Below are 24721 nucleotides of genomic sequence, written 5' to 3' on the forward strand. Positions count from 1 at the left end.
TGCCCGGTGTGCGGGCCAGGCACCGCGGGCGCCCGCGCCGTAGGCCCAGCAAGCTTCACGCCGACAAGGCTTACGATCACCGCCGCTGTCGCCGTGAGTGCCGCACCCGCGGCATTACGCCGCGCATCGCACGGCGCGGCATCGAGAGCAGTGCCCGCCTCGGACGACACCGCTGGGTGGTTGAGCGCACCTTCGCCTGGCTCGCCCGGTTCCGGCGCCTGACCGTCCGCTACGAACGCCGCGCCGACCTGCACCTCGCCCTGACAACCCTCGCCTGCGCCGTCATCTGCCTCCGCCAGATCAGGAGGTTTTGTTCTTGGCTTTTAAGCATCACGCCCGGATAGGCGACCTGGAAGGCCGGAAGGCGCGGTGTGAGCCAGCGTGCTCCGAAGGTGGGAGAGACGGAGAGGTTCAGCGTGCCACCCGTGCCGCGACGCGCCAGCAACTCGCGTGTCGCACCCTCCAGGCGGGCGAGGCTGGCGCGCACGCGCGGCGCATAGGCAGCGCCGGCGGGCGTCAGGACCAGTCGCTGCCGGACGCGCTGGAAAAGGCGGAGGCCGAGCAGCCCCTCCAGCCCGGCGAGCTGGCGGCTGACCGCGCTCTGCGTCAGCCGCAGTTCCTCGGCGGCCCGGGAAACGCTGAGGTGGCGGGCACAGGCTTCGAAGGCCTGCAGGGCGGCCGTTGGCGGAACATGGCGGCGCATGGTCGGAGTTTATTCCAGATCCTCATGAAGGCATGCCGGAGTTTCAGTTGCAGCTGAAGCCGTTCCCGCCGAACCTTCGGGGGACGACGGCGAGATCATGCCGAAGCGGCATGATCTCGCAAGAACGAGAAGGGACCGTCCGGACCATGATCCGGCGGCCGGGGATGACGCAGCCAGCCTCGCCCGGCTCAGCCTGGAGGTGAGACCGATGACACCTGTCCGGATGCCACGCCGCGCCTTCATGGCCGGCGCCGTTACAGCCGCCATGGCCCCTGCCGGCCAGGCCCGTGCCGCCTGGCTACCGACACAGCCCATCCGTGTGCTGGTGGGCTATCCGCCCGGTGGTGCCGTAGACATCCTTGTCCGCGTGGTGGGCGAGGGGGCGCAGCGCCTGCGCGGCGTACAGCTTGTTCCCGAGATCCGTAGCGGTGCCTACGGCTTCATCGCGGCTCAGACCGCGGCCCGAGCGGCACCGGATGGTACTACCCTGTGCAGCGCCATCATGGGGATGATGAGCGTGCTGCCCGCCATTCCCGGCATCCCCGTGCCGCTGGACCTAGACCGGGAGCTGACCCCCGTCTCTGCCCTGGCCGGCACGCCCATGGCGCTGGTGGTGCGGCCGGACGCGCCCTTCGGCGACGTGGACGGGCTGATCGCCTACGCGAAATCGCGCAACGGGGCGGCAACCTACGCCTCCTCGGGCAACGGCTCCATCAACCATCTCGGTGCCGCGCTCTTCTGCGGGGCAACAGGGGTGCAGATGACGCACATCCCCTACCGTGGCGGTGCGCCGGCCACGCTCGATGTCTCCGCCGGGCGAGTGGACATGATGGTGGCGAACGTCGCCGAGGTTGCGCAGCAAATCGTCGCTGGGCAGCTCAAGGGCGTGGGCGTGACTGCAAGGGAACCTACCTCGCTGATGCCGGGGCTGGCGCCGCTGGCCAGCCGTATCCCGGCGCTCGAGATTAACAATTGGTTCGGCCTAGCTGGCCCAGCCAACATGCCGACCGAGGTGCGGACCGGCTTGGGTGAGATGTTCAATGCCGTAGTGAACGATCCGCAGACGGCGAAGATCCTCACTGAGCGCGGCCTCCTGCCGCTCGGCGCGGCCGGATCCGACTTCGAGCAGCGCATCTTGAGGGATCGCGCGCGCTGGAAAGAGGTCGTGCAGGCCAACAATATTCGCGGCGACTGACGGCCGCCACATTCCCGTTGACCAAGGAAGCTCATGACCGCGTCGCTCTCGCTCGGCATCGACATCGGTGGAACCTTCACCGATCTCGTCATTCACGACCCCTCTGACGGCCGTGCGGCCATCTGGAAGGAGAGCACGACGCCCGACGATCCCTCTCGCGGCGCCATCGCTGGGTTGGAGCGGTTGCTCGCGCGCAGCGGCATCCAGGCGGGATCGATCGGGAGGGTGGTGCATGCCACCACCCTCTTCACCAACGCGCTGATCGAGCGGAAGGGCGCGCCCACGGGGCTTCTCACGACGGCGGGCTTCGCCGACGTGCTGGAGATCGCACGGGAGCGGAAATACGAGCTCTACGACCTTTTCCTGGAAATGCCGAAGCCGCTTGTGCCCCGTCCCTGGCGGCGGGAGGCGCGCGAGCGCCTGGCGCCGGACGGCAGCATCGAGGTGCCATTGGACATGGAGGCGGCGCTGGCCGAGGTGGCAGACTTAGTAGCGCAGGGCGTGACCAGCCTCGCCGTCTGTTTCCTGCATGCCTACGCTAACCCAGTGCATGAGCGTCTGGTGGCGGAGGCCATCGCGCGGCGCTTCCCGCAACTGTCACTCTCGCTTTCCTGCGACATCGCGCCGGAGATCCGCGAGTACCCGCGGACCGTCACCACGGTCGCTAATGCCTATGTCCATCCGATCGCGGAGATCTACCTAGACACACTGGAGGCCGCGCTGAAGCGTGCGGGCATTCCGGGCGGCCTCTTCCTCATGCTCTCAAATGGCGGGCTGACGCATGTGGCGGAGGCCAAGCGCGCGCCGGTGCAGCTGCTGGAGAGCGGCCCGGCGGCGGGCGCGCTGGCGGGAGCTTGGTTCGGCCGCCACGCGGGGTTAGAGCGGGTGCTGGCCTTCGACATGGGAGGCACCACCGCCAAGCTGGCCCTGGTCGACGATGGGGAGCCGCTCCTTGCTTGGGGCTTCGAGGCGGCGCGCACCAAACGCTTCCTTCGCGGGTCCGGGCTGCCAGTGCAGATTGCGACGGTCGAGCTGATCGAGATCGGGGCGGGGGGCGGCTCCATCGCGCGACCGTCTGAACTGGGCACACTGCATGTCGGACCGGAGAGCGCGGGGGCACAGCCGGGGCCGGTATGCTACGGCCGGGGTGGCACGGAGCCGACTGTCACGGACAGCGACCTGGCGCTGGGCTATCTAAATCCCGATTTCTTTCTCGGCGGCACGATGCGGATTGATCCCGGGCCAGCCGTCGGCGCACTGGAGGACCTCTCCACGCGGCTTGGGCTCGAGCCCGGACGCGGCGCGCCTGGCATCCATGACGTCGTGAACGAGAACATGACCGGCGCGGCTCGCGTCGCCATTGCCGAGCGCGGCCGTGTCCCGCGTGACTACGCCCTGCTCGCCACCGGGGGGGCCGCGCCGGTCCATGCATGGAATGTCGGCATCAAGCTCGGCGTCTCCCGCGTGGTCTGCCCGCCCGGTGCCGGAGCGGGAAGCACCATCGGCATGCTGATGGCCCCCGCCCGTATCGACCGCGTGGCCTCTCGCAACGTGACATTGGCGCAGGCGGACTGGAGCGAAATTGGCGCCACCTTTGAGGGCCTAGAGCGGGAGGCCTTGCACATCGTTGGTGGCACCGGCGCGGACCTCTCGCGCCGCAGCCTGCGCCGGCTGGCAGATATGCGCTATGTCGGACAGGGCTCCGAAGTCACCGTGGCCCTGCCCGAGGTGCTGGAGCCGCAAGGCGTGCTCGCGGCCTTCGAGACCGCCTATGGCCAGCTCTTCGGCCGCACGCCGCCCGGCGCCAACGCTCAGTTCGTGGCGCTGCGCCTCTCCGTCTCCGCTCCTATGCCCGGCGCGGGCGGGACGTTGCGCATCGGCCGCATCGAGGCGGGCGCGACCGCTCTGAAGGGCCGTCGTCGTGTCCACTTTCCCGAGGTGGGCGACATCGAAACGCCGGTCTATGACCGCTACGCCCTCTCACCGGGCGTGACCCTCGAAGGCCCTGCGATCTTTGAGGAGAACGAGAGCACCTTCGTCGTTGGTCCCGGCGCGCGCATCGGCGTGCTGCCCGACGGCTCCATTCTGGCGGAGCGCGTGGCATGAGCGAGAACGAGGCTACCCGGCGCTTCGACGCCGTGGAGATCGAGCTGCTCTGGCGGCGCCTCATCTCCCTCGTGGACGAGGCGGCGGCGGCGCTGGTCCGCACCAGCTTTTCGACCCTGGTGCGGGAGAGCTACGACTTCTCCTGTGTGGTGACGGATGCCGCAGGCCAGTCGCTGGTGCAGGCGACCGAGAGCATCCCAAGCTTCATCGGCACCCTGCCCGAGACGGTGAAGCACTTCATCCGGCACTTCCCGGAGGAGAGCCTGCAGCCCGGAGACGTGCTGATCACGAACGACCTCTGGCTCGGAACGGGGCACCTGCCCGACATCACCGTGGCAAAGCCCATCTTCCGCGACGGCAAGCTGGTCGCCTTCAGCGCCTCGACCGCCCATGCGCCCGATATCGGCGGCAAGATCCGCAGCCCCGAGCCGCGCGAGGTCTTCGAGGAGGGGCTGCAGATCCCACCCATGAAGTTAATGCGGGCGGGGCAGCAGGACGACACGTTAGTCGCCATCATTCGCAAGAATGTCCGCACGCCCGACCAGACCATGGGTGATCTCTGGGCTCAGGTGGTGGCGCTGGACCTAATGGAGGAGCGGCTGCTCATACTCATGGAGCAGGTGGGACTCGACCACCTGCGGGATCTGGCAGCAGAGATTCACACACGCTGCGAAACAGCCATGCGCGCCGCCATCGCCGCCCTGCCGGACGGCACCTACGCTAGTTCTCTCCAAACGGATGGGCTGATTGACAAGCCCATCACCCTGCGCCTGGCTCTCACGGTCGACGGCGATACCATCACCGCTGACTTCACGGGCACGGATGCGCAGGTGGATCGGGCGATCAACTGTGCCCTCTGCTACACTTACGCCATGACGATGTACGGGGTGAAGGTCTGCACCAGCCCTAACCTGCCGAACAACGAGGGCGCCTGGCGGCCCATCCGGATCGAGGCGCCGCCTGGCTGCATCGTCAATCCGGTGTTCCCGGCCTCGGGCGGATCCCGCATGCTGATCGGGCACTATATCCCGATGCTCGTTTTCGGCTGCCTTGGCCAGGTGGTGCCGGAGCGCGTCATGGCGGCCTGTGGGTCGCCGATGTGGGGGATGAACCAATCTGGCGTGAACGCCGCCGGCAAGCCCTACGCCAACATGTTCTTCTTCAACGGGGGGATGGGAGGGAACATGCGCGGCGACGGCATCTCCTGCCTCTCCTGGCCATCGAACGTCTCCTCGACACCGATCGAGATCACGGAGCACATCGCGCCGCTGCGCGTCCACCACAAGCGCCTGCGTCGGGACAGTGGGGGCGCCGGGCGTCACCGCGGTGGGTTGGGGCAGGAGGTGCTTATCGAGAGCCGGTCTGAAAGCCCGATCGCCGTCTCCTTTCTCGCTGAGCGCACTCTCTTTCCTGCCTTTGGCATCGAAGGTGGGGAGGCCGGTGCCCCGGGCATGCTGCACATCAACGGGCGGGCCGTAGACCCCAAGCGGCAGTATGTGCTCGCGAAAGGCGACACTGTGCTCATGGGTACGCCCGGTGGCGGGGGGCATGGTCCTGCAGGAGAGAGGAGCGCTGGCCGGCAGAAGGTGGATTGGGAGGCCGGCTATGTGGGTGCAGCTCATGGTGCTGGCGCTGGCCACACCGGCCGTCGGCAAGACGGAAACGGGTGATCTTGGCCGTCCAGTCGCACGCTCCACTTGATCGGCAGGGTGAACTACAGGTCTGCATGCGGGGCGCTAATTACGGTGCTCCGACCTATTGTTTCTGCTACTCTGTCGGAAGTGGCGTGTCCGAGCCATCAACGGTGGCCCACATGTCTGCATCCTGTGAAATCGCGGCCGGGATCGATGGCGAGTTCGTGGCGTACGAGGTTTGAACCCGCTGGCCTGGGTGCTCAGGCATGCTCTTCGAACAGCAGCCCGTAGCCGGGCGAGCGGCCGGAATGGCCGGCCAGCCGCGCCGCGGCCCAGGCTCCGGCCGTAGCGGAGGAAACCACCGGCAACCCGTGGCGCGCCTCCACCCGCGGCGCGAGCTCGAGCGTCCGCAGCCCTCCGCAGGAGACAAGCAGCGCCTCTGCGCTCGGCGAGGCCGCGATGGCACGGTCCGCCAGCCCGTCCAGTTCCTCCTGCGTCACCGCGTGGATGGCGCCCACCATCTCCAGCCCAAGCCCCTCCAGCCCCGCAACGGCGAAGCCTGACTCCTCCAGGAAGGCGACCAGCCGGTGATTCACCTCGTCGGAATACGCGGTGGCAACGGCCACGCGCCGCGCGCCCAGCCGGCGCAACGCCTCGACGACGGCCGTGCTCATCGTCGTGCACGGCAGCGACGTTGCCTCGCCGATCGCGCGGGTGAGCGTCTCGTTGAAGGCGGCTCCTTTGTAGAAGGACAATGACGTGCCCATCAGCGCGACCGCCATCGCACCCTGCTCCGCCAGGCGCTTCGCCGCGCGGGCGATCTGCGGCACGACGGAGTCGTAGCCCTCGGGCGTCAGCCGCGGCAGCGCGAGGCCGGCAGCGATGAAGCGTGGCCCCTCCGGATAGAGCGCCGGCCCCTCGGGTGGTACCGCGCCATCCGCCGGCGGGACGATCATGCCGACCAGCGGCCGCCCGGCGCTCCCGCTCATTCGAGGCGCGCCCCGGTCGCCCGTGCCAGTTCCGACCATCGCCGCGTCTCCTCCGCCACCTGTGCCGCCAGTTCCGCAGGCCCGGCCGTGTCGCCGAGGAGCAGCCCCGCCGAGACGAGAGCGGCCCCGATTGCTGCGTCCCGGCCCACCTCGGCCCCGGCTTGGGCCAGCCGCGCGACCACCGGCGCCGGCGTGCCGGCTGGAGCGAGCAGGAAGATGCCGGGCGCTGCCTCGAAGCCCGAGATGGTTTCGGCCACCGCTGGGATCTCGGCAAGGCCCGGAACCCGCGCCGCCGTGGTCACGCCCAGCAGCCGCACCCCGCCCGAGGCGACCGCCGCCGTGAGGGAGGGCAGGCTCGCCACCGCCATCTCGACCTCGCCCGCCAGCAGCGCGGTGATGGCGGGCGCGCCGCCGCGATAGGGAACATGCTCAAGCGGCACGCTGGCTGCCTGCCGCAGCATCTCGCCCACCAGGTGCTGCGCCGTTCCCACGCCGGGGGTGCCGTACCGCCAAGGCGCAGGGGCCCGTCGTGCGCGGTCGAGAGCACTGGATAGGTCCGCGATGCCAAGTGCCGCCGGCACGGCAATGCCGAGCGGCGCGACGGCCATGCGCATCACCGGCACGAAGTCCGCCACGGGATCGAAGCGCGTGCTGGGATAGAGGATCGGGCCGGTGAACATGGCGGTCTCGCCGACCATGAGCGTGTAGCCGTCCGGCTCGGTGCGGGCGACATAGGCGGCGGCGACGGTGCTGCCGGCACCAGGGCGGTTCTCCACCACCACCTGCTGTCCCAGCACTTCCGCCAGGCGCCGCGCGATGACGCGAGCCGCCAGGTCGACCCCGCCGCCCGGCGCGAAGCCGACGACGGCGCGGAGCGGCCGTGCCGGCCAGGCCTGTGCGGCCGCCGGCGCCGCCTGCCCGATGATGCCGATCGATGCCAGGAGGAGCGGCGCCAAGGGGAGCAGGTCGCGCCGTCGTCTCCATTGATTCATCCTGGTTCCTTCCCGACTGACGTAACGTCAGAAATCCCGCGGTCATCAATCCCTGGCCCTGCCAGGACCCATCCCGTCAGAGCTCGCGCCCGAGCTTGCGGTCCAAGGACCGCTTGCCCCCACCGCAAGGCATAATGGTGAGGGAAAGGATGAGCGGAGGCAAAGGCATGGAAAGCTCCTGGCCATCCGGAGGTACTCAGCTGACCGGTGATCGTCAGAGGTCGCGACAGCCGTGAAGTCACTGAAGAGCAGGGCAATGGGGCGCGTGAGGAGTCCCGGCGCCAGGAGTGGGCCGCCGAAAAGCTCAAGGCTTCCGATAATCGAAACTAGGAACTCCGCTGGCTGCAGCCGGCTGCTGGCGCGCGTCGGGGCGGAGCGTCTCGGCGCCTGGGTGATCAACGAGCCGGCGGCCATTGCCCACTGGCTGGCCTCACCGGTGGCGCTCATCACCACCGACCGGCCCGACCTCTTCTCCCTTCCCCGGAGGGGCTGAGCCGGCGACGCTCCTATTCCGGTTCCGGCCTTGCGCCAGACGCCTGCCGCATCTCCAGCGCGGTCACCGGGTCGTCGCTGGTGAAGACGTCAACGCCGAGGTCGAGCACGCGGCGGATATCCGCGCGCTCCTTCAAGCCCCAGGCGCCAGGGGAGAGGCCGGCGGCGCGCACCTCCTCCAGCACCGCGGCGTCGAGGATGGAGTGGTGCAGCCCCATGCCCTGGCACTCGCGCCCCCGCGACACGCCGATGGCGCCCTTCACGCCGATGTCGTGCCAGACCGGCAGGGCGCAGAGCCAGATGGTGGTGCCGGTGAAGCCGGCCTTCCGCACCTCGGTCAGCATCGGGGCCTGGAAGGAGGTGATCACCGTCCCCTCCAGCATTCCCGCCTCCCCCAGCACTGCCAGCACGCGCGGTGCGATGCCGGGATAGAGCCGGCGGTCGGGATCCGACTTGATCTCCAGCCGGAGCTTGATGGGCGTATCGCGGAAGATGGCCGCGACCTCCGCGAGGGTAGGGATCGTCTCGCCATGCGCGCCGCGGATGCGAATGGCACGGAGCTCCGCCAGCGTGCGGGCCCGGACGGGACCGCGCGCCTCGGTGGTGCGGTCCAGCAGGGGGTCGTGGATGACGACGCAGGCGTCGTCGGACGAGAGATGCACGTCGAACTCCACCTGCTCGACCGCGAGCTTCGCGGTCTCGCGGAAGGCGGTGGGGCTGTTCTCCGGCCAGGGATAGCTGCCGCCGCGATGGGAGGCGATGAGGGTGCGGTGGGTCATGGGCTCCGTCAGCGCAGGGTCGGGTCCAGCCGGTCGCGCAGCTAGTCACAGGGGATGGAAGAGAAGAAACCTATCTGAACAAGCGCGGCGGTTCTTTGGGATTAGTCACCTGCCAAACTCCCATATGCGGCACTCAGATTTGCTGCAACAGCCACCAAGTTCCGAATAGTCTCTGTCCGGCTCTCATCCCGATGAGCTAGCCCGAGCAGCGCGCTCAGCCCGCTGCTGACCAGCGTCAGGTAGCGGACTGCGTCCGGACGCAGGTGTTGCATGCAGGCAGGGACGACCGCCACTCCCATTCCGGCCGCGACGAAGTTGATGGCGGTGGTCAGCTCCGGCGCATGTTGCCCGATGCGGGGCGAGAAGCCGAGGCGCAGGCACTCCGAGAGGACCTGGTCCGATAGGCCGGAGCCTCCGCGGCGCGGGTAGAGGATGAATGGATCATCCCGCAGCAGTTCCAGTTGCACGATGCGTCGCTTGACCGCCGGGTGCCCGATCGGCACCGCAGCCACCATGGGCTCCTTCACCAGCCATCGGACGGACACGGACGTATCCGGGTTAAGGGGAGGGCGCACAAAGGCCGCATCGAGGTCATCGGCTTTGAGCGCGGCGGCGAGCAGAGCGGTGCGGCGTTCCACAAGGGCGATCTCCACCTCCGGCCAACGCGCCCGGTAGGTTTTCAGTACCTCCGTGACGAAGGGGCTGAACGAGGCAGAGGCGGTTAAGCCGACACGTAGCTTGCCGATCTCGCCGTGCCCGGCGCGGCGGGCCAGAGCGGTCGCGCGCTCTACACGGTCCAGGATGGCTCGCGCCTCCCCGATCAGCACGGTACCGGCAGCAGTAAGCTCGATGCGTCGTCCGATCCGGTGGAAGAGCGCGACTCCCAGCTCGGCTTCAAGCGCCTTGATCTGCTGCGTTAGCGGCGGCTGGGCCATGCCGATGCGGGCCGCGGCGCGGGTGACGCTCAACTCCTCCGCCACTGCGCGGAAGTATCGAAGATGCCGCAGCTCCATCCCATACTTTGCGCATATGGATAGTGCTCCAGCAATATATTGGACCGCGCATAGTCGTGTTCCTAGCGTACGTCGCATTGGCAGGTACGCTGAGGAAACAACGCCCATGAGCGGAGAAACGCCCCTCCTTCTCGAGCACGCCACGCGCGACCTCGCGCGTTTCGCTGCCGGGCTGCGCTACAAGGATCTGCCGCCGGAGGTGGTGGAGCATGCCAAATTGTGCCTGCTCGACGGCGTCGGCGTCTGCCTTCAGGGAGCGCTGCTTTCCTGGACGCGGATCCTGCAGGAGGTGGTGGAGACTGAGGGTGGAACGCCTGTTGCCTCGCTGTGGGGAACCGGGCTGCGAAGCTCGATGAGCCAAGCGGTGCTGGTGAACAGCACAGCCGGGCACGGCTTTGAGATGGACGACATCCACAAGGAGTCCATCCTTCACCCAAATTCGCTAACTACGCCGATTGCGCTTGGCTGGGCTGAGGCGGAGGGTGAGGTCAGCGGGCAGGATCTGCTCACCGCCATAGTCGCTGGCTACGAGGTCGGCACCCGCGTGGGCAACGCGGCCACGATGGCGTTGTTCCTTGACGGCTTTCATCCGCAGGGCACCAGCGGGACCTTTGTGGCCGCGGCCACGGCCGGGCGGCTGCGCGGGTTGGATGCTGTGCAGATGCAGCATGCCTTCGGCATCGCGGGCTCCATGGCGTCTGGCTTGATGGCGGCGCAGGAGGGCGCGATGGTGAAGCGTCTCCATGCTGGACGGGCCGCCCAGGCCGGCGTGCTCGCCGCTTCGCTGGCCGCGCGGGGCTTCACGGGGATCACCGAGATCCTGGAGGCAGGCTATGGTGGCTATCTCAGCTCTTTCTCCAGCCGACCTGTGCCGGAGAAGCTGACCGCCGACCTCGGTGAGACCTGGGAGACGCTCAATGTCGGGTTCAAAATGTATCCGACCGTCACCAGCATCCACACCGCGCTGGATGCGCTGCGGCACCTGATATCGATCCACCGCCTCACCCACCAGGATATCGCGCTGGTGGAGGTGGGTATGGGGCGCATGACCTACGTGCATACGGCCTGGCCGTATCGTCCGGCCGGCATCACGGCGGCGCAGATGAACCTCTCCTTCGGCCTGGCCGTGACCGCACTGAGCGGCACCGTCACCGCGGCGGACTTCACCGAAGAGCGCCTGCGAGACCCGCAGGTGCTGGACTTCATCTCCCGGGTAAAGGCGCATGAGGATGCGGAAATAGAGGCTCTGGGCGCCCCATTCCGCCACGCCTGTCGCATGAGCATAACCTTACGCGACGGCACGGTCCTTCGTCATGAGGAGCTGAACCGCCGAGGCAGCCCGGAAAACCCGGTAAGCTTCGCCGCGGTCGAGGCGAAATTCCGCGGCAATGTGGCCGGCCTTCTTTCAGACGCTGAGGCCGCCCTCGTCGGCAGGCAGGTCGATGAGTTTGAAGCGCTGACAGACTTCGGGGAGCTGCTGTCCGTGCTCTCGGCCGACCGACGCTCGGCCGTGCGCGGGGAGGAGCGGCGCTGATGTCCATAACCCGTCGTCACCTGCTTCACGGCACGGCCGGGCTGCCGATGCTGACGCATGCCGCTGGCGCGCAGTCACAAGCCGTGACCATGGTCGTGCCCTACGCGCCGGGGGGCGGCACCGATATCGTTGGCCGGAGCTTCGCGCAGCTCCTCTCGCGTGAGCTCGACCGCACCGTGGTGGTGGAGAACCGCAGCGGTGCGGCCGGGCATATCGGCACCACCTCGGTTGCGCGGGCACGGGCGGACGGCAACACGCTGCTCTACGCCGTCAGCACGCATATTGTGGTGAATCCACATCTGCAGCGCGGGGCCGGCACGGAGCTCGTGGCCACACTGATGCCCGTCGTGCAGGCGACATCCTACCAGTACGTGCTGGCAGTGGATCCCGATCTCGGCGTGTCGAGCGTGCAGGAGCTGATCGCGCTCGCCCGCTCCAGGGGAAGCAGCGTCCTTGCCTACTCCTCGGCCGGTGTCGGCAGCAACAATCACCTGGCCGCGGTGGTATTCTGTGACGCAGCCGGCATACAGATGGAGCACGTCCCCTATCGTGGCAGCCTGCCGGCGCTGCTGGATGTGGTGGCGCATCGGGTGGCGCTGATCTTCAGCTCGCCGGCGCCGGTCATCCCACTGGCCCGTGAAGGCAAGCTGCGCGCCCTCGCCGTGACGGGGGATCACCGCATGGAGGCCCTGCCGGAGGTGCCGACGCTCTCGGAGGCCGGCCTGCCTGGCGTAACCATCACCGGTTGGCACGCCGTCTTTGCGCCCGCCGGCACCCCTGCGAATCTGCTGACCCAGTACGAGACGGCCGCGCGACGTGCCGTGGCGACGGATGAGTTCCGGCGGCGCATCACATTGGAGGGGATGGAGCCGCCTCCTGATCGGCCTCCCGCAGCCTTCGCGGCCTCCATTCGGGAGGAGACGGCCTATTGGGGGCGCAAGCTGGGCGAGATGGGCATCCGCATGGAGTAGTTCCTTGGGCCGGCGATCCACGGTTGGTGCTTCCCAAGCCCACCGTGGGATAACGCGCCCGTCTCCATGGGCACTGCCGGTCGACCCTAGCTTTTGCCAGGCGTAGCCTGCCACGCGCACCTTGTGTCAGCGCAGCCGTCATTATGGAGGAACGCCATGGAGTATCGCAATCTCGGCCGTAGTGGATTGAGAGTCTCGCCACTCTGTCTGGGTACCATGATGTTCGGCGGCGCAACCGACGAGGCGACCTCGGCGCGCATTATCGACAGCGCCCGCGAGCGCGGAATCAACTTCATCGATACGGCGAACGCCTACAATGCCGGCCGCTCCGAAGAGGTGGTCGGCCGGGCCATCCGCGCTCGGCGTTCGGAATGGGTGCTGGCGACGAAGCTGGCCAATGCGGTGGGCCCAGGGCCGAATGACCGCGGCCTATCCCGGCGGCATTGTCAAATGGCGGTCGACGACAGCCTGCGTCGCATCGGCACTGATACGATCGACATACTGTACCTTCACAAGGAAGATCATGCGACGCCACTGGCTGAAACTGTCGGAGCTATCGCCGATCTCGTCCGGGCCGGAAAGATCCGCCACTTCGGCGTTTCAAATCACCGGGGATGGCGAATCGCCGAACTTTGCCGCCTCTGTGATGCGGCAGGGATCGGCCGCCCCGTGGTCAGCCAGCCGCTTTACAACGCGCTCAATCGCATGGTGGAGGTCGAGCACCTGCCCGCCTGCGAGTATTTTGGCCTTGGCGTCGTTCCTTACAGCCCGCTCGCGCGCGGCGTGCTGACGGGCAAGTACGCGACCCAAGGTCCGCCGCCGGATGACTCCCGCGCCGGGCGGGCGGACCCGCGGATGCTCGAGACGGAGTGGCGACCTGAGAGCCTGACCATCGCGCAGCATCTTCGAGAGCATGCGGAAGCGCGTGGTATTACGGCCGGGCAGTTCGCCGTCGCCTGGGTGCTGAACAACGGGATTGTCACCGCATCAGTGACCGGACCGCGCACGGAGGCGCAGTGGGAGGACTATCTGGGCGCCCTGGCCTATCGCTTCACCGACGAGGACGAAGCGCTGGTGGACAGGTTGGTTCCGGCCGGTCACCCCTCCACTCCCGGCTACAACGATCCGGCCTATCCACTAGAAGGTCGCATCCCACCGGCAAGCGGCGCTTCCGTCAGGCGCGCCCCACGTCTCCAGCGTATCGGGCTCTGAGCGGCGCGGTGGTAGCGATCACTCGTTTGCTAACTGCGGCATTTCCTCGGGGATCACGCTCCTCACGACACTGACGTCGAGTGTCCCTTCGTCGCGGTGGCGGATGGGTCTGTAGCGTTCGGCCCGCGTCTGCATCCGCGCCACCGTGCCCCGGTATGCGGCCTAGGACGGAGCACCGGGCTCGCTGATAGCGGTATTGTCTTGGAAGGTGCCCGATGAATCGACGAGCCCTTCCGCGCGACCGACATCACGCTCGATGCGCTCAGCCAAGCGCATAACCGACTCTTCATCGCGGACATCCGCCTCGAAGGCGTGCCCTTCCACCTCCTTAGCCGCCGCCGCTTGGCCGTCGCGATCCACCACGACGACGCACCATCCTTGTCGCTTCATGACGCGGCAGCACGCTGCGCCGATGCCGTTTCCGCCGCCCACGACGACGCCGATGGCAGGATCTGCTCGCAAGGCTCTTCAACCATCTGTGTTCATGACAGCCCCTTGGTCCGCTTCGCATCAGGTCCTGTCGTATGGGCGGCCGAAGCGTGGGGCTGAGCACGTCGCGCCAGCCTCTCGGGAGCGTGCGATCCGGGGTTCAGCCCGGCTTTGATTTCCGCTGGCCGCCTACCCCGAAAGCGGTGAAGGCGGCGTCCACGATGCGGTCGATGAAGGCGTCCGTCACCGGCTCGCCGGATACCACCTTGCGATAGTAGAGCGGGCCGTAAATCGCATCGAGGAAGAGGTCGGGGTCCGTCCCCGCGGCGATCTCGCCGGCCTCGATTGCTTGCTGCGCTAGCATCCGCGTCTGCTCACGCCGTGGTCGGGCAATCTGCTCCGAATAGGCCTGCGCCAGCACCGGATCGGTCTGCTTGGCGCCAACCAGCGCCAGAATGGCGTGCCCCTGTGAACTGTTCAGGAGGCGGATGGTCGCTTTGAGCTGCCGCTGAAACCGTTCCCTGTAGCTGCCGGCCTTAGACGTGTCCGCGATCGGTGTCATCCGCGCCGAGACGCAGTCCAGCGCGACGGCCGCCCGGTTCGGCCACCACCGGTAGAGGGTCGTCTTCGCGACGCCGGCCCGTGCCGCGACCGCCTCCATTGTAACGGCCTGGAACCCTCCCTCGGAGAGCAGCTCCTCGGTCGCGGCCAGGATCTTCTCCCGCGCTTCCGTGCTGCGGGGCCGGCCGCGGCGTAGCGTGGCGGCCGGCGCTCCGTCCTCAACCGACATGAAGGAACCTCTGCAAACCGGGTTCCTCTTGGCGGAAAGGTCCATGGGGTTCAAGTCACGCGGGCCCGTCTATTCCAGCCGTGCCCCGGACACCCGGACAAGCTCCTGCCAGGCTGGAGTTTCCGCCTCGATGTAGCGGGTGAAGGCAGCAGGGGATGCGTCAGTGACAGGCATGAAGCCAAGAGGCCGCAGGCGTTCCCTGTAATCCGGCTGCTGTGCAGCCTGCACTGTCGCACCGTGCAGCTGCCCGACGACTTCAGGGCTGAGCCCGGCCGGGCCGTCGATGGAGTACCAAAACTCCATGTCCATTCCTGAACCTGGCAACAGCTCTGCCATGCCGGGAACGGCTTCGAGGCCGGGTACGTAGTCCACCCGCTTCGCGCTTCCAACTGCCAGCGCACGCAGCCGCCCCTCTCGCACATGGGGGATGATGGCAGGGATACCGTCGAAGATCATGTCCGCCGAGCCTGCCAGCAGGTCGTTCAGCGCGGGCGCCAATCCGCGATAAGGAACATGGGTGATCTGCACGCCCGCGGACTGCATGAGCTTCGCCAGGGAAAGATGGCTGATCGTCCCCTGTCCCGAAGAGGCCATCGTGAGCTTGCCCGGGCTCTCCTTTGCGGCAGAGATAAATTCCGCGAAGTTTCGCCAGGGCGAGTTGGCGTTGACGGTGAGCAGCGTCGTGCCGATCGACACGCGGCTCAGATGCGTGAAGTCCTTCATAGGATCAAAGGGAATGCGCCCGGCATAAAGGTCCTTGTTCGCGCAGAAGATTGTCGCCCCGCCGAGGAAGAGCGTATAGCCATCGGGCGCCGAGCGGGCGACCACCTCAGCCGCGATGTTGCCGCCAGCGCCACCGCGGTTCTCAATCACCACGGACTGACCGAGGATGGCCGACATCCGCTCGCCAATCAGCCGCGCCGTAATGTCAGCGGCGCCCCCCGGCGTGAAGGGCACCACTAGCCGGATGGAGCGCGTGGGGAATCCCTGTGCCCGGGCCGGCCGGAGCAGCGCGGGGGTGGCGAGTGCCCCGAGGAGCAGCCCGCGGCGCCTGACGCGGGCCATTTCCGCTCGCGCTCGGACAGTTACCTCGTCGCTCATCTGCTTCTCTCCCTTCTATTCTTCTTGGATCTCGTTCTTTGCGGGTCAGCCCTTCAGGAAGCGCGGGCGAAAGGCGTCCCCTCGGCGGCACGGCCGGTGGTGGCGCCGCCCTGAGTGAGCTCCATCAGCTCCGCGGCGTCGGGCAATGTCTCCACCCGGCGGATCCGCTCCAGCAGCCCGTCCATCACGTCGGCCCCGATCACGGGGTCGCCGAGCAGGTGGGCCTTTCCCGCGGCCTCGGCAGGCGTCATGGGATTGGCGATGGAACCTTTGGGATGGTCCACCTGGGAGGAGTAGGTCGTGCCATCCGCCGCCTCGGCGGTCATCAGGCAGGAGACGCCGCGCGGCAGGCTGTCGTCGGGTACTACCGTGACCATCTCCGAGAGGCGGATGATGGCGGGTTCGTGCACCTTTTCCTCGGTGTACTGCGGCAGCAGCGCCGCCCCTTCGCGGAGCGCCACGGCCACCGAGTAGTTCAAGCTGACCTGCGCCTCGTGATGCGTCGCGGGGCGGGGGATCTGGTGGTAATGCGCCCAGGCCGGGTGCCGACGAATGGTGATGCGGCGGATGCCATCGACGCGGTCGGCGCCCATCTGCCGTCGGATGTCCAGCGCACAGTCGATGCCGTTATGGATCGGGCGAGCGCAGGAATAAGCCTTGTACTCGATGTAAATCGGGAACTCCGTCCCTAATCCCCGCGTCAGCGCCTCCGGGTCGAATTTGTCGCTGAAGGCCCGGCAGAAGCCACGCTGGCCGTCCAGGATGGTCGCCGCACCAGTAAAGCCGAGTTCCGCCATTACCGCGGAGGTTACGCCGTTGCGCGCCGCGGGCCCCGGGTTGAAGCGCTTCTGCATGGAGGGGCCGTACATCTCCATAAGTCCAGAGGCCTGGGCGCCGGCCATGCCGAGCGCGGAGACCATCTGCTCCTCGCCCAGCTTGAAGAGGAGGCCCGCAGCGACTGCCGCGCCGAAGCCGCCGACTGCAGGCGTAGTGTGATAGCCGCGGTCGCGCAGCGATGGGTTCGTCGCGTCGCTCAGTCGCGCCATGGCCTCGCAGCCGGCCACCACCGCTGTCAGCAACTCTGCGCCAGTCGATCCTGCCCGCTCGGCGGCGGCCAGCGCGGCTGCGACCACAGGCGGGCTGAAGTGGAACAGCGCGAGGATGTCCACATCGTCCAGCTCCACGCTATGCGAGGCAATGGCGTTGGCGAAGGCCGCGTGAACCGCCGGTACGCGCGCGCCGCGGCCGTTCACGATACTCGCCTCCGCCACGCCGCCGGTCTCGATGGCGAAGCGCCGAGCGATCGCGCCACTGTCTGCGCGGGAGCCTGCCAGAGCGACGCCGAACCAATCAGCGATCAGCGCCTTGGCGTCGTCGAGATGCTTTTGCGGGATGCGGTCGATTGTGAGGGAAGAGAAGTGCCGGGCGAGGGTGACAGCGGCGGGTTCGGACATCGGATATCCTCCTGTTCTGGGCTCAGGTGCTCGGCTCGGTGTCGAGGCGGACAGCGACGCCATCCAACTCTGGCGAGGCGGCGGGGTAGCGACGCATGACCTCCGGATCGTGCCCGGGGACGATGTGCTTCGGCGTAGGGGCGAGCTCCCGCAGTCGCTCGAAGCCCTCCAGCATCTCCCCGATATGAAAGGCGGTAGGGAAGGGGCGGCCCTTCTCCATGTTCTCGTAGAAATGCGTGACATCGGAGGCGAGCACGACCGGCCCGCGCCGCGTGTTCACGCGCACGCATTGCAGCCCTGCCGAGTGCCCGCCCATCTTGTGTAGCGAGACTCCAGGGGCGATCACCGCGTCGCCGTCGTGGAAGCGGACGCGCTGCGCGTAGTTCAGCCGCACCATGCCGCAGACATCCTCCACCTCGAAGGAGTGCGACAGCTTCGGGTAAGCCATGTAGCGGCCGGTGGCGTAGTGCATTTCCGGCTCCTGGAGGTGGAACCGGGCGGCCGGGAAGCGGTCGAAGTTCCCGACGTGATCGTAGTGCAGGTGTGTCAGGACCACCTCCTGCACCGCTGCCGGATCAACGCCGACCAGATGCAGACTCTCGACGGGGCAGCGCAGAAAGGTGCGGCCGCGCTTCGCCGCCGTTTCCTCCGTGAATCCCGTGTCGATCACAAAGCTCCGCTCCGTGCTGACGGCGACCCAGACGAAGTAGTCCATCGGCATCGGCGCATCATGCGGGTCGCCACCGATGAAGTGCTCCCGCCGCTTCGCCTCGCGGGTGGCGTAGCGGATGGCGAAGAGCTCGTAGGTGTTGTCCATGAGGGGCATTTCTAGGAAATGGCCAGATCAGCCGCGGTGATGCGGGCCCGGGCCTTCGGGCGGCGCTCGACGGCCAGTGCCGTCATCCAGGCATCTCGAATGCCATCCAGGAAGTCGCTCGGCCGGTTGCAGTCACCGACGAGCACATGCTCTACCCCGGCCTCCTGCAGCAAGGGCAGCACGTCCCGGTTCGGCACGGGACCGACCGCATGAACAATCACGTCGCCCGCCGGCATCGTCCAGCGACGCTCGCCGTTCCGCAGGACGAGGTTGCTACCCTCGAACCCCTCCACCAGCGTGCCAGTCACGCAGGTTACGCCGCCGCGCTCCAGCCGCTCCAGCAGGTCGAAGCGGTTGTTGCGCGCCATGCCGGTGGCGACGGTGGGCAGCCCTTCGAGGACGGTAACGCAGCGTCCATCGCCCATGATCAGGTCCGCCGTCTCGAGGCCGACGAGACCACCGCCGATGACGGTCACCGTGCTGCCGGGCGGGATGCGCGATGGGTCGCGGATCACCTCCCAGGCGTGAATTGTGGGGCAGGGTGCCGCGTCCAGCATCGGCAGGCGCCGCGCGCGTGAGCCGGTGGCCACGATGACGAGGTCCGGCGCGAAGTCCCGGAGGCGGGCCGCCGTAGCCTCGGTGGCGTAGCGCACGGGAACTCCGAGGGCCTCGATCTGTGGCCAGCGATAACTCCAGATGCCGCCGACATCCGCCTTGTCCGGGCCTGCGGTCGCGAGTGGCACCTGCCCGCCCGCGCGGTCGCTCGCCTCCCAGATCTCGACGGAGTGGCCGCGCGCCGCGGCGACGCGTGCCGCCTCCACCCCCGCCACGCCGGCGCCAAGGACGAGCACGCGCCGGCGCAGCGCCTCCGGCACGGGATCGGCGAGTTGCGGCTCCGCGAGGTCCAGCCGCTCGAATTCGGTGCCGACGAGCGGGTTGGCAACGCAAGCGACGTCCTGCTCCAGCGTAAGCCGCTCGAAGCAGACATTGCAGGAGATGCACTTCTTGATCGGCGTCGGGATCGCCCCGAAGGCCTTGTTCGTCCAGTAGGGATCAGCCACTAACGCGCGGCAGACGGCCACAAACTGAGCGCTCCCCGCCCGCAGCACGCCTTCGGCATCCTCGGGGTCGATAATGCGCCCGGCCATGATCACCGGAATGTTCAGCGCGTCCTTGATGGGGCGTGCGAAGGGTTCCAGGAACCGGCGCGGGAAGGAGGGCGGCTGAATGCAGTAGCGCGACAGGGCCGGGCTCTCGTTCGAGCCACCGGAGAGGTCGATGGCGATCACGCCGGCCCGCTCCAGCGCCTGACAGAGCGCGATAATTTCCGCCTCGCCATAGCCGCCCTCGACGTATTCCGTCGCGCTGACGCGGACCATGAGGGGCAGGTCCGGAAGTTTCGCACGGATGAGCTCCACCGTTTCCATCAGCAGCCGCATCCGGTTCCCGAGCGGGCCGCCATAGACGTCGTCCCGCCGGTTGATGCGGGGGGTGAAGAACTGCTGGAACAGGTAGCCGTTGGCGGCGTGCAGCTCGACGGCGTCGTAACCCGCCTCCCAGGCCCGGCGCGCGGAGCTGAGGAAGTCCTCCTGGATCGCGCGGATCTCGCCCACGGAGAGGCTGCGAATTGGTTCGCCAGTCGCGGGATGGGTCCAATCCGAGGGGCCTACGGGCTCCATGCCGAGCACGGACCGCCGCAACAGGCCGCCGCGGTGGTTCAGCTGCGCTACGGCGAGGGCGCCGCCCTCATGGATCGCCTCCACTACGGCGGCGAGCCCCGGGATGAAGCGGTCGTGGTGAATGCAAAGGGAGTTACGGTGATTGCGCGCACCGGCCGAGACTACCATCGCCTCGGTGATGATCATCGCCGCGCCGCCCCGCGCCCGCTCGGCGTAGTAGAGCTTGTCGCGCTCGGTGGAGAAGCCGTCGCCCGTGCCGTAATTCGTCCCCATCGGGCCCATGATGATGCGGTTACGAAGGGCTAGCGGCCCCATCGTGCCCGGCTGCGCAATCAGCATTGGGCCGTGCCCGGCCGCGCTCATTCGGCGGCCTCCGCCGTCACCCGCGGGTGGTCCGGGGTGAAGACATAGCCCTCCATAATCCGCCGGGCGGTGCGCCCGAGCGTAGCACGCTGGACGCGGAACTCCGGTCCGTTCCCGCCGTAGACCTTTACCTCCGTGGTGATGACGCCGGCCGGGTGGCCGATGCGGCACTCGGCAGTTTCGTGTGGGACCGGGCGCGCGGCCTCGTGCACCAGCGTGCCGGGAAGGCGGCTCGCCACGCCCGTGCAGACGGTGCTAGTGCCGGCATAGGTCTTGTGGGTGCGCTGCATGAACATCAGCCGTGCCAGCACATCCATCTCCTCGGCAGGCACTTCGCGGCCGTGGAGGAAGTCACGGTAGGCGTCCGGCGCCGCGACCATGCCGAGGATCGGCACGGCCGGTGTCTCCACGCGTGCCATGGACGGGGAGGTGGCAAGGCCGAGCCGGTGCGCGGCGACGCCCCGGACGCGCTCTAGGCGGTCCAGCAACTTGGCATCGCCGTCGATCTCCGCCGGCGTTTCGCGCCCGGTCATGCCCACATCCGCGGCACGGACGAAGACGTGCGGGTTGCCGATGTCGATGAGGCTCGCCTCTATCGTGCCGACGCCCTCCACCTCCAGCCGATCCACGGGATTACCCGTTGGCAGTAGCGCGCCGGTTGCGCCACCGGCGGTGTCGGCGAAGTCCACGAAAATTCGTGCGCCCGTGCCGGGAACGCCGGGAATAGCGAAGTCACCATCCTCGGCTGGCTGGCCGTCCTCGACCGGCACCTCGATCCGTAGCACCCGCTTCAGGTTGGTGTTCCAGGCGCGAACGGTCGTGACCGGTGACTGCGCCTCAACCATGCCCTCGCGCACCGCGAAGGCGCCGACGGCCGCGCTGATGTTGCCGCAAAGGCTGAGATAGTCGATCGCGGGCCCGTCGATCTCTACCTGGCCAAAGGTGTAGGTCAGATGCGTCCCAGCCGCTTCCGGAAGCTCCGCGCGGGGCGGGCCGATCACGGCGAGCTTGCTCGTCAGCGGATCGGCGCCGCCAAGACCGTCGATCTGGCGCTTATCGGGGGAGCCGAAGATGCTGAGGATGAGGGCGTCGCGGGCGACTGGGTCCGACGGCAGGTCGGCCTCTTTGAGGAAGACGGCTTTGCTCGTGCCGCCGCGCATCATCACGCATCGCGTTTGCCGTGCCATCTGTTCCTCCGGGCGCCGTCACTCGAGCTGGCTTGCTGGCTATAAAACATACGACACGTAGCGTTGCAATAAAGATAAAGCATCGTCTCGCCCTCGTTTCAGGGAGTCCGTCAGGCCTCATCCAGGTCACCGGCTTACGGCGTTGACATAGCCGGTAGCCGGTCACAGCCTTCGGAACACAAAGCTCGTGTGGCGAGGCGCTTCGACTCCCGCACTGGGGCGAAGGGACGGGAACTTCAGGATGCACAGCTCACGCCGAGCGCTGCTGGCAGCGGCCGCAGCGTCGCCCTTAGCGTCCCCCACCGTCTCGGCCCAGGCGCCCTACCCGACACGCCCGATCCGGCTCATCGTGGCCTGGGCGCCCACCGGGGCTATCGACACGGTAGCCCGCAAGCTCGCGCAGAAGCTCTCCGAGGGGTTTGGGCAGAGCGTCGTCGTCGAGAACCGTTCGGGCGCAGGCGGCAGCATCGGCGCCGCCGAGGCCGCCCGTGCCGCGCCGGACGGCTACACCCTGATCGCGCTGGACAGCACCTACGGCATGATGCCCTTCCTGGTAGGCAACCTGCCCTTCAATCATGCTCAGGCCTTTCAGCTGATCACGATCAGCGCCTTCACGCCCGTGATCGCGGCAGTCCACCGGGACTCCCCCATCACGAGCCTGCAGGCGCTTGCGAATGCCGCGCGCCAGCAGCCGGAGAAGCTGAGCTATGGCAGCGGAGGCGTGGGCAGCTCCGTGCATTTCGCGACCGTCGCCTACGAGCTGGCTGCCGGGGTGAAGTTGCTGCACGTGCCGTATCGCGGCGGCGGGGAGGCGGTGACGGCGCTGCTGTCCCGGCAGGTGGACGTGGTCTTCGCCTCTCCCGGCGCGGCGATGGGTGGCGGTGCCGGGTTGCTGCGCCCGCTGGCGATCAGCGGCCCGGGCCGCCTCGCCGCCTTGCCCGATGTGCCGACCTTCGCGGAGGCGGGGCTGCCGGGTTACGACGTGATGCACTGGTCCGGGCTCGCCGCCCCGCGCGGCACGCCGAAAGCGGTGGTTGATCGCCTCTACGCCGAGGCGGCGAAGGCCCTGGCCGCGCCGGACATGGCGGAGTTCCTGGCCTCCATCGCCTGCCTTCCCGGCGGCAAGCCGCCGGAGGAAGTCGAGCGCCTCCTGGCCGAGGAGACGGTTCGGTGGCGCGGCGTGGTGGAGGCGGCCGGGATCCGGCCGCAGTGAGGGCCAGTTCCGTGCCGGCACAGGGCTGGGACGTCGTCGTGGTCGGCTCCGGCCTGGCGGGCCTTGCCACGGCGATCGCCGCGCGCGTCCTCGGCCTCGACTGTCTGCTGGTCGAGAAGGCGGGGAAGCTCGGCGGCGGCACTGCGATCTCGAGCGGCCTCTTGTGGATTGGTGATAACCACTTGAATGCGGCAGCGGGCGGAACCGACAGCTTCGACGCCGTCCGGGCTTATCTCCGCTATGTCGGCGCGGACGGGCTCGATTCGGCGCGAATGGAGACTTTTGCCGCCGAGGCGCCCGGGGCGCTGCGCTTCTTCGAGGCCGCGGGCCTGCCCTTCCGGCTGAGCCCGCGCATCGACCACTACGGCATGGCTCCGGGAGCGACGAACGGGGGCCGCTTAGTCGAATTGCCCGCGATCGACGCGGCGGAGCTGGGAAAGTGGGCTGACCGGGTGCTGCGCCCGGCCGGGCCGCTGCACCGCCTGGGCGGGCGGGAGGCGATCGCGCTGGGCGGCCCCAACCGGACGGCAACCTGGGACGCCGCCGAGGAGGTCGCGCGCGCGAGGCCGGGTCTGTGCGGCGCCGGCGCGGGGCTGGTGGCCTGGATGCTGCGCGCGGCCCTGCGGCACGGGGTGGAGCTTCGGACGGGAACGGCGGCGGAGCGGCTGATCATGGCGGAAGGGCGCGTGGCCGGGATCGTGACCCAGGATGGCGAGATCCTGTCCGCGCGCTGCGGCGTGGTGCTGGCGAGCGGCGGTTACGAGTCCAACCCGGAGCTCGTCGATCGCTTCGAGGCCCTGCCTGGCTGGCAATCCATGTTCCCGGAGAGCCTGACCGGCGACGCTCTGGTGATGGCCACCGAGATCGGGGCTGCTCTCCGCGTGGTCGGCAACAACCTGTCGCTGTTCCTCGGCTTCCGGAACCCCGACGAGGCGCCCGGCGGAACCGCGCTGTGCCGCCTTTCCGGCACGGCGGAGCTGACGGCGCCACGGACCATCGTCGTGAACCGCCGGGGCCGGCGCTTCGCCGACGAGAGCTTCTTCCAGGCCGTCGCGCCGCGGTTGCGCGATTTCGATGCGCGCGCGCGTGAGCAGCCGAACCTCCCCTGCTTCCTCGTCTTCGATTCGGGTTACGCAGGGGCGCAGTCCTTCGCCGGGCGGCCGCCGGATGCGGAGATCCCGTCCTGGGTTTCGCGCTCCGCGTCGCTGGAAGGCCTTGCGGCCGAGCTCGGGATCGATGCCGAGGGGCTTGCGGACACAATCCGGCGCTTCAACGAGGATGCGGCGCGCGGCGTAGACAGCGAGCAGCACCGCGGCGGGACTCCCTGGGGGCTGGCACGCTTCGACCCGAGCACGACGCTTGGTCCCATCGAGCAGCCGCCCTTCTACGGCATCCGCCTGCACCCGACGGCGCTGTCCTCCGCAGGGCTCCTGGCAGATCCAGAAGCGCGGGTGACGCATGTGCGCGGGCATCCCATTCCCGGGCTCTATGCGGTGGGAAATGCCGCCGCGCGGACAGAGACGGGGTCCGGCTATCAGACAGGCTTCTCCCTAGCCTCGGGCCTTACTTTCGGGCTGATCGCGGCACGAGGTATGGCGCGCACCACGAACAGCTAGCGGGTTTGTGCTGAGGCGTTGGCGGCGGCTGCTTCCCCGGGAATGACATCCTCCGATGTATTGCGCTGGGTGTCCGTGGGCTCCTGGTGCTTCGTGATAATGCGGCCCGATCTGGAAGAGGATACCGTCCAACGGCTGGTACGAGTGCCACTGAATCGCCCGCCTCAAAAGCCGCGAAGATGGTCCAGTGCTCGGCGCGTACGAGCGACCCGAACACGCCCTCCATCGCATAGGTCATCTCCGCCGCTGCGAACGTTGGAAGCAAACGTCCGCCCACGCGGCCAAAGCAAACAACCTCGCGTAATAATCGAGTGAGAATTTCTCAACCGAACGCACATATCCTGATTTGACCCGAGTGTCCCCAATGGTCACTATCTACCAATAAGAAGGCTGACTGTCCGGAGGAGCTGCCCGTGGTTCAGGCTCCGAAGCCACTCCATCATGGACTATCT

At 68.0% G+C, this 24721-nt stretch carries 22 protein-coding genes; 9 read left to right on the forward strand and 13 right to left on the reverse strand.

The features are described 5' to 3' along the window. Positions 1–344 (forward strand): transposase (locus BO39_RS31375; RefSeq protein WP_156963815.1); only part of this gene is annotated, 344 nt, incomplete at its 5' end. Here BO39_RS31375 and BO39_RS21430 read toward each other — a convergent pair. Further along, a complete protein-coding gene (locus BO39_RS21430) occupies positions 230–703 on the reverse strand; it encodes a LysR family transcriptional regulator (protein WP_052402419.1) in 474 nt (157 codons plus the stop codon). The two genes, BO39_RS31375 and BO39_RS21430, sit on opposite strands and share 115 nt — an antisense overlap. A 208-nt stretch (positions 704–911) precedes the next feature. On the opposite strand from BO39_RS21430, the gene BO39_RS21435 reads away from it, so the two are divergent. Genes BO39_RS21435 through BO39_RS21445 form a run of 3 tightly spaced genes read left to right on the forward strand, consistent with a single transcriptional unit; the run spans position 912 to position 5674 of the window. Then, complete coding sequence (locus BO39_RS21435) at positions 912–1898, forward strand: Bug family tripartite tricarboxylate transporter substrate binding protein (RefSeq protein WP_169742802.1); 987 nt, start codon at positions 912–914, stop codon at positions 1896–1898. 33 nt (positions 1899–1931) lie between these two features. After that, complete coding sequence (locus BO39_RS21440) at positions 1932–4004, forward strand: hydantoinase/oxoprolinase family protein (RefSeq protein WP_043837325.1); 2073 nt, start codon at positions 1932–1934, stop codon at positions 4002–4004. After that, positions 4001–5674, forward strand: coding sequence for a hydantoinase B/oxoprolinase family protein (locus BO39_RS21445; RefSeq protein WP_052402421.1), 1674 nt, complete (start codon positions 4001–4003; stop codon positions 5672–5674). Before BO39_RS21440 ends, BO39_RS21445 begins: the two co-directional genes overlap by 4 nt. A gap of 224 nt (positions 5675–5898) precedes the next feature. On the opposite strand, the gene BO39_RS21450 is transcribed toward BO39_RS21445, so the two are convergent. From BO39_RS21450 to BO39_RS21465, 5 genes are all read right to left on the reverse strand, one after another. Further along, the gene (locus BO39_RS21450; protein ID WP_043837433.1) at positions 5899–6627 is read right to left on the reverse strand and encodes an arylmalonate decarboxylase; all 729 of its coding nucleotides are present in this window, start codon (positions 6625–6627) and stop codon (positions 5899–5901) included. Further along, positions 6624–7619, reverse strand: coding sequence for a Bug family tripartite tricarboxylate transporter substrate binding protein (locus BO39_RS21455; protein ID WP_043837327.1), 996 nt, complete (start codon positions 7617–7619; stop codon positions 6624–6626). The genes BO39_RS21450 and BO39_RS21455 overlap by 4 nt, the downstream gene beginning before the upstream one ends. A gap of 45 nt (positions 7620–7664) precedes the next feature. Next, a complete protein-coding gene (locus BO39_RS35275; RefSeq protein ID WP_084698345.1) occupies positions 7665–8066 on the reverse strand; it encodes a DoxX family protein in 402 nt (133 codons plus the stop codon). A gap of 59 nt (positions 8067–8125) precedes the next feature. After that, positions 8126–8890 carry a glycerophosphodiester phosphodiesterase family protein gene (locus BO39_RS21460; RefSeq protein ID WP_043837329.1) on the reverse strand — a complete coding sequence of 255 codons (765 nt, stop codon included), beginning with the start codon at positions 8888–8890 and terminating at the stop codon, positions 8126–8128. Between the two features lie 101 nt (positions 8891–8991). Then, positions 8992–10011 (reverse strand): LysR substrate-binding domain-containing protein, encoded by a 1020-nt coding sequence (locus tag BO39_RS21465; protein WP_156963816.1) that lies wholly within the window; start codon positions 10009–10011, stop codon positions 8992–8994. Here BO39_RS21465 and BO39_RS21470 point away from each other — a divergent pair. The 3 genes from BO39_RS21470 to BO39_RS21480 all read left to right on the forward strand — a co-directional run bounded on the left by BO39_RS21470 (position 10010) and on the right by BO39_RS21480 (position 13620). Further along, positions 10010–11437: an MmgE/PrpD family protein gene (locus BO39_RS21470; protein WP_052402423.1), complete on the forward strand. Its 1428-nt coding sequence runs from the start codon at positions 10010–10012 to the stop codon at positions 11435–11437. The two genes, BO39_RS21465 and BO39_RS21470, sit on opposite strands and share 2 nt — an antisense overlap. Next, positions 11437–12408: a Bug family tripartite tricarboxylate transporter substrate binding protein gene (locus tag BO39_RS21475; protein WP_043837333.1), complete on the forward strand. Its 972-nt coding sequence runs from the start codon at positions 11437–11439 to the stop codon at positions 12406–12408. Before BO39_RS21470 ends, BO39_RS21475 begins: the two co-directional genes overlap by 1 nt. Positions 12409–12564: 156 nt before the next feature. Next, positions 12565–13620, forward strand: coding sequence for an aldo/keto reductase (locus BO39_RS21480; RefSeq protein WP_052402424.1), 1056 nt, complete (start codon positions 12565–12567; stop codon positions 13618–13620). A 162-nt stretch (positions 13621–13782) separates the two neighbouring features. Here the strand turns inward: BO39_RS21480 and BO39_RS21485 are convergent, their stop codons facing one another. The 7 genes from BO39_RS21485 to BO39_RS21515 all read right to left on the reverse strand — a co-directional run bounded on the left by BO39_RS21485 (position 13783) and on the right by BO39_RS21515 (position 21440). Further along, positions 13783–14052, reverse strand: a complete 270-nt coding sequence (locus BO39_RS21485; protein WP_281175616.1) for an SDR family NAD(P)-dependent oxidoreductase — start codon at positions 14050–14052, stop codon at positions 13783–13785. 157 nt (positions 14053–14209) lie between these two features. Further along, on the reverse strand, positions 14210–14839 hold the full coding sequence (locus tag BO39_RS21490; protein WP_052402425.1) for a TetR/AcrR family transcriptional regulator: 630 nt from the start codon (positions 14837–14839) through the stop codon (positions 14210–14212). Between the two features lie 69 nt (positions 14840–14908). After that, positions 14909–15796: a Bug family tripartite tricarboxylate transporter substrate binding protein gene (locus BO39_RS21495; RefSeq protein WP_245615324.1), complete on the reverse strand. Its 888-nt coding sequence runs from the start codon at positions 15794–15796 to the stop codon at positions 14909–14911. A gap of 197 nt (positions 15797–15993) precedes the next feature. Further along, positions 15994–17394, reverse strand: a complete 1401-nt coding sequence (locus BO39_RS21500) for an MmgE/PrpD family protein (RefSeq protein WP_043837338.1) — start codon at positions 17392–17394, stop codon at positions 15994–15996. Between the two features lie 22 nt (positions 17395–17416). After that, positions 17417–18211 carry an N-acyl homoserine lactonase family protein gene (locus tag BO39_RS21505; protein ID WP_156963817.1) on the reverse strand — a complete coding sequence of 265 codons (795 nt, stop codon included), beginning with the start codon at positions 18209–18211 and terminating at the stop codon, positions 17417–17419. A gap of 11 nt (positions 18212–18222) precedes the next feature. Then, on the reverse strand, positions 18223–20253 hold the full coding sequence (locus BO39_RS21510) for an oxidoreductase (protein WP_084698350.1): 2031 nt from the start codon (positions 20251–20253) through the stop codon (positions 18223–18225). Continuing rightward, complete coding sequence (locus tag BO39_RS21515; RefSeq protein WP_043837343.1) at positions 20250–21440, reverse strand: 2-methylaconitate cis-trans isomerase PrpF family protein; 1191 nt, start codon at positions 21438–21440, stop codon at positions 20250–20252. The genes BO39_RS21510 and BO39_RS21515 overlap by 4 nt, the downstream gene beginning before the upstream one ends. A 241-nt stretch (positions 21441–21681) precedes the next feature. Between BO39_RS21515 and BO39_RS21520 the strand changes: the two genes are divergently transcribed. Next, the gene (locus tag BO39_RS21520; RefSeq protein ID WP_043837345.1) at positions 21682–22653 is read left to right on the forward strand and encodes a Bug family tripartite tricarboxylate transporter substrate binding protein; all 972 of its coding nucleotides are present in this window, start codon (positions 21682–21684) and stop codon (positions 22651–22653) included. Next, on the forward strand, positions 22650–24269 hold the full coding sequence (locus tag BO39_RS21525; protein ID WP_169742804.1) for an FAD-dependent oxidoreductase: 1620 nt from the start codon (positions 22650–22652) through the stop codon (positions 24267–24269). The genes BO39_RS21520 and BO39_RS21525 overlap by 4 nt, the downstream gene beginning before the upstream one ends. The last annotated feature ends 452 nt before the right edge of the window (positions 24270–24721 follow it).

This window comes from Roseomonas aerilata DSM 19363 (assembly GCF_000711725.1).
GTDB lineage: Bacteria > Pseudomonadota > Alphaproteobacteria > Acetobacterales > Acetobacteraceae > Roseomonas > Roseomonas aerilata.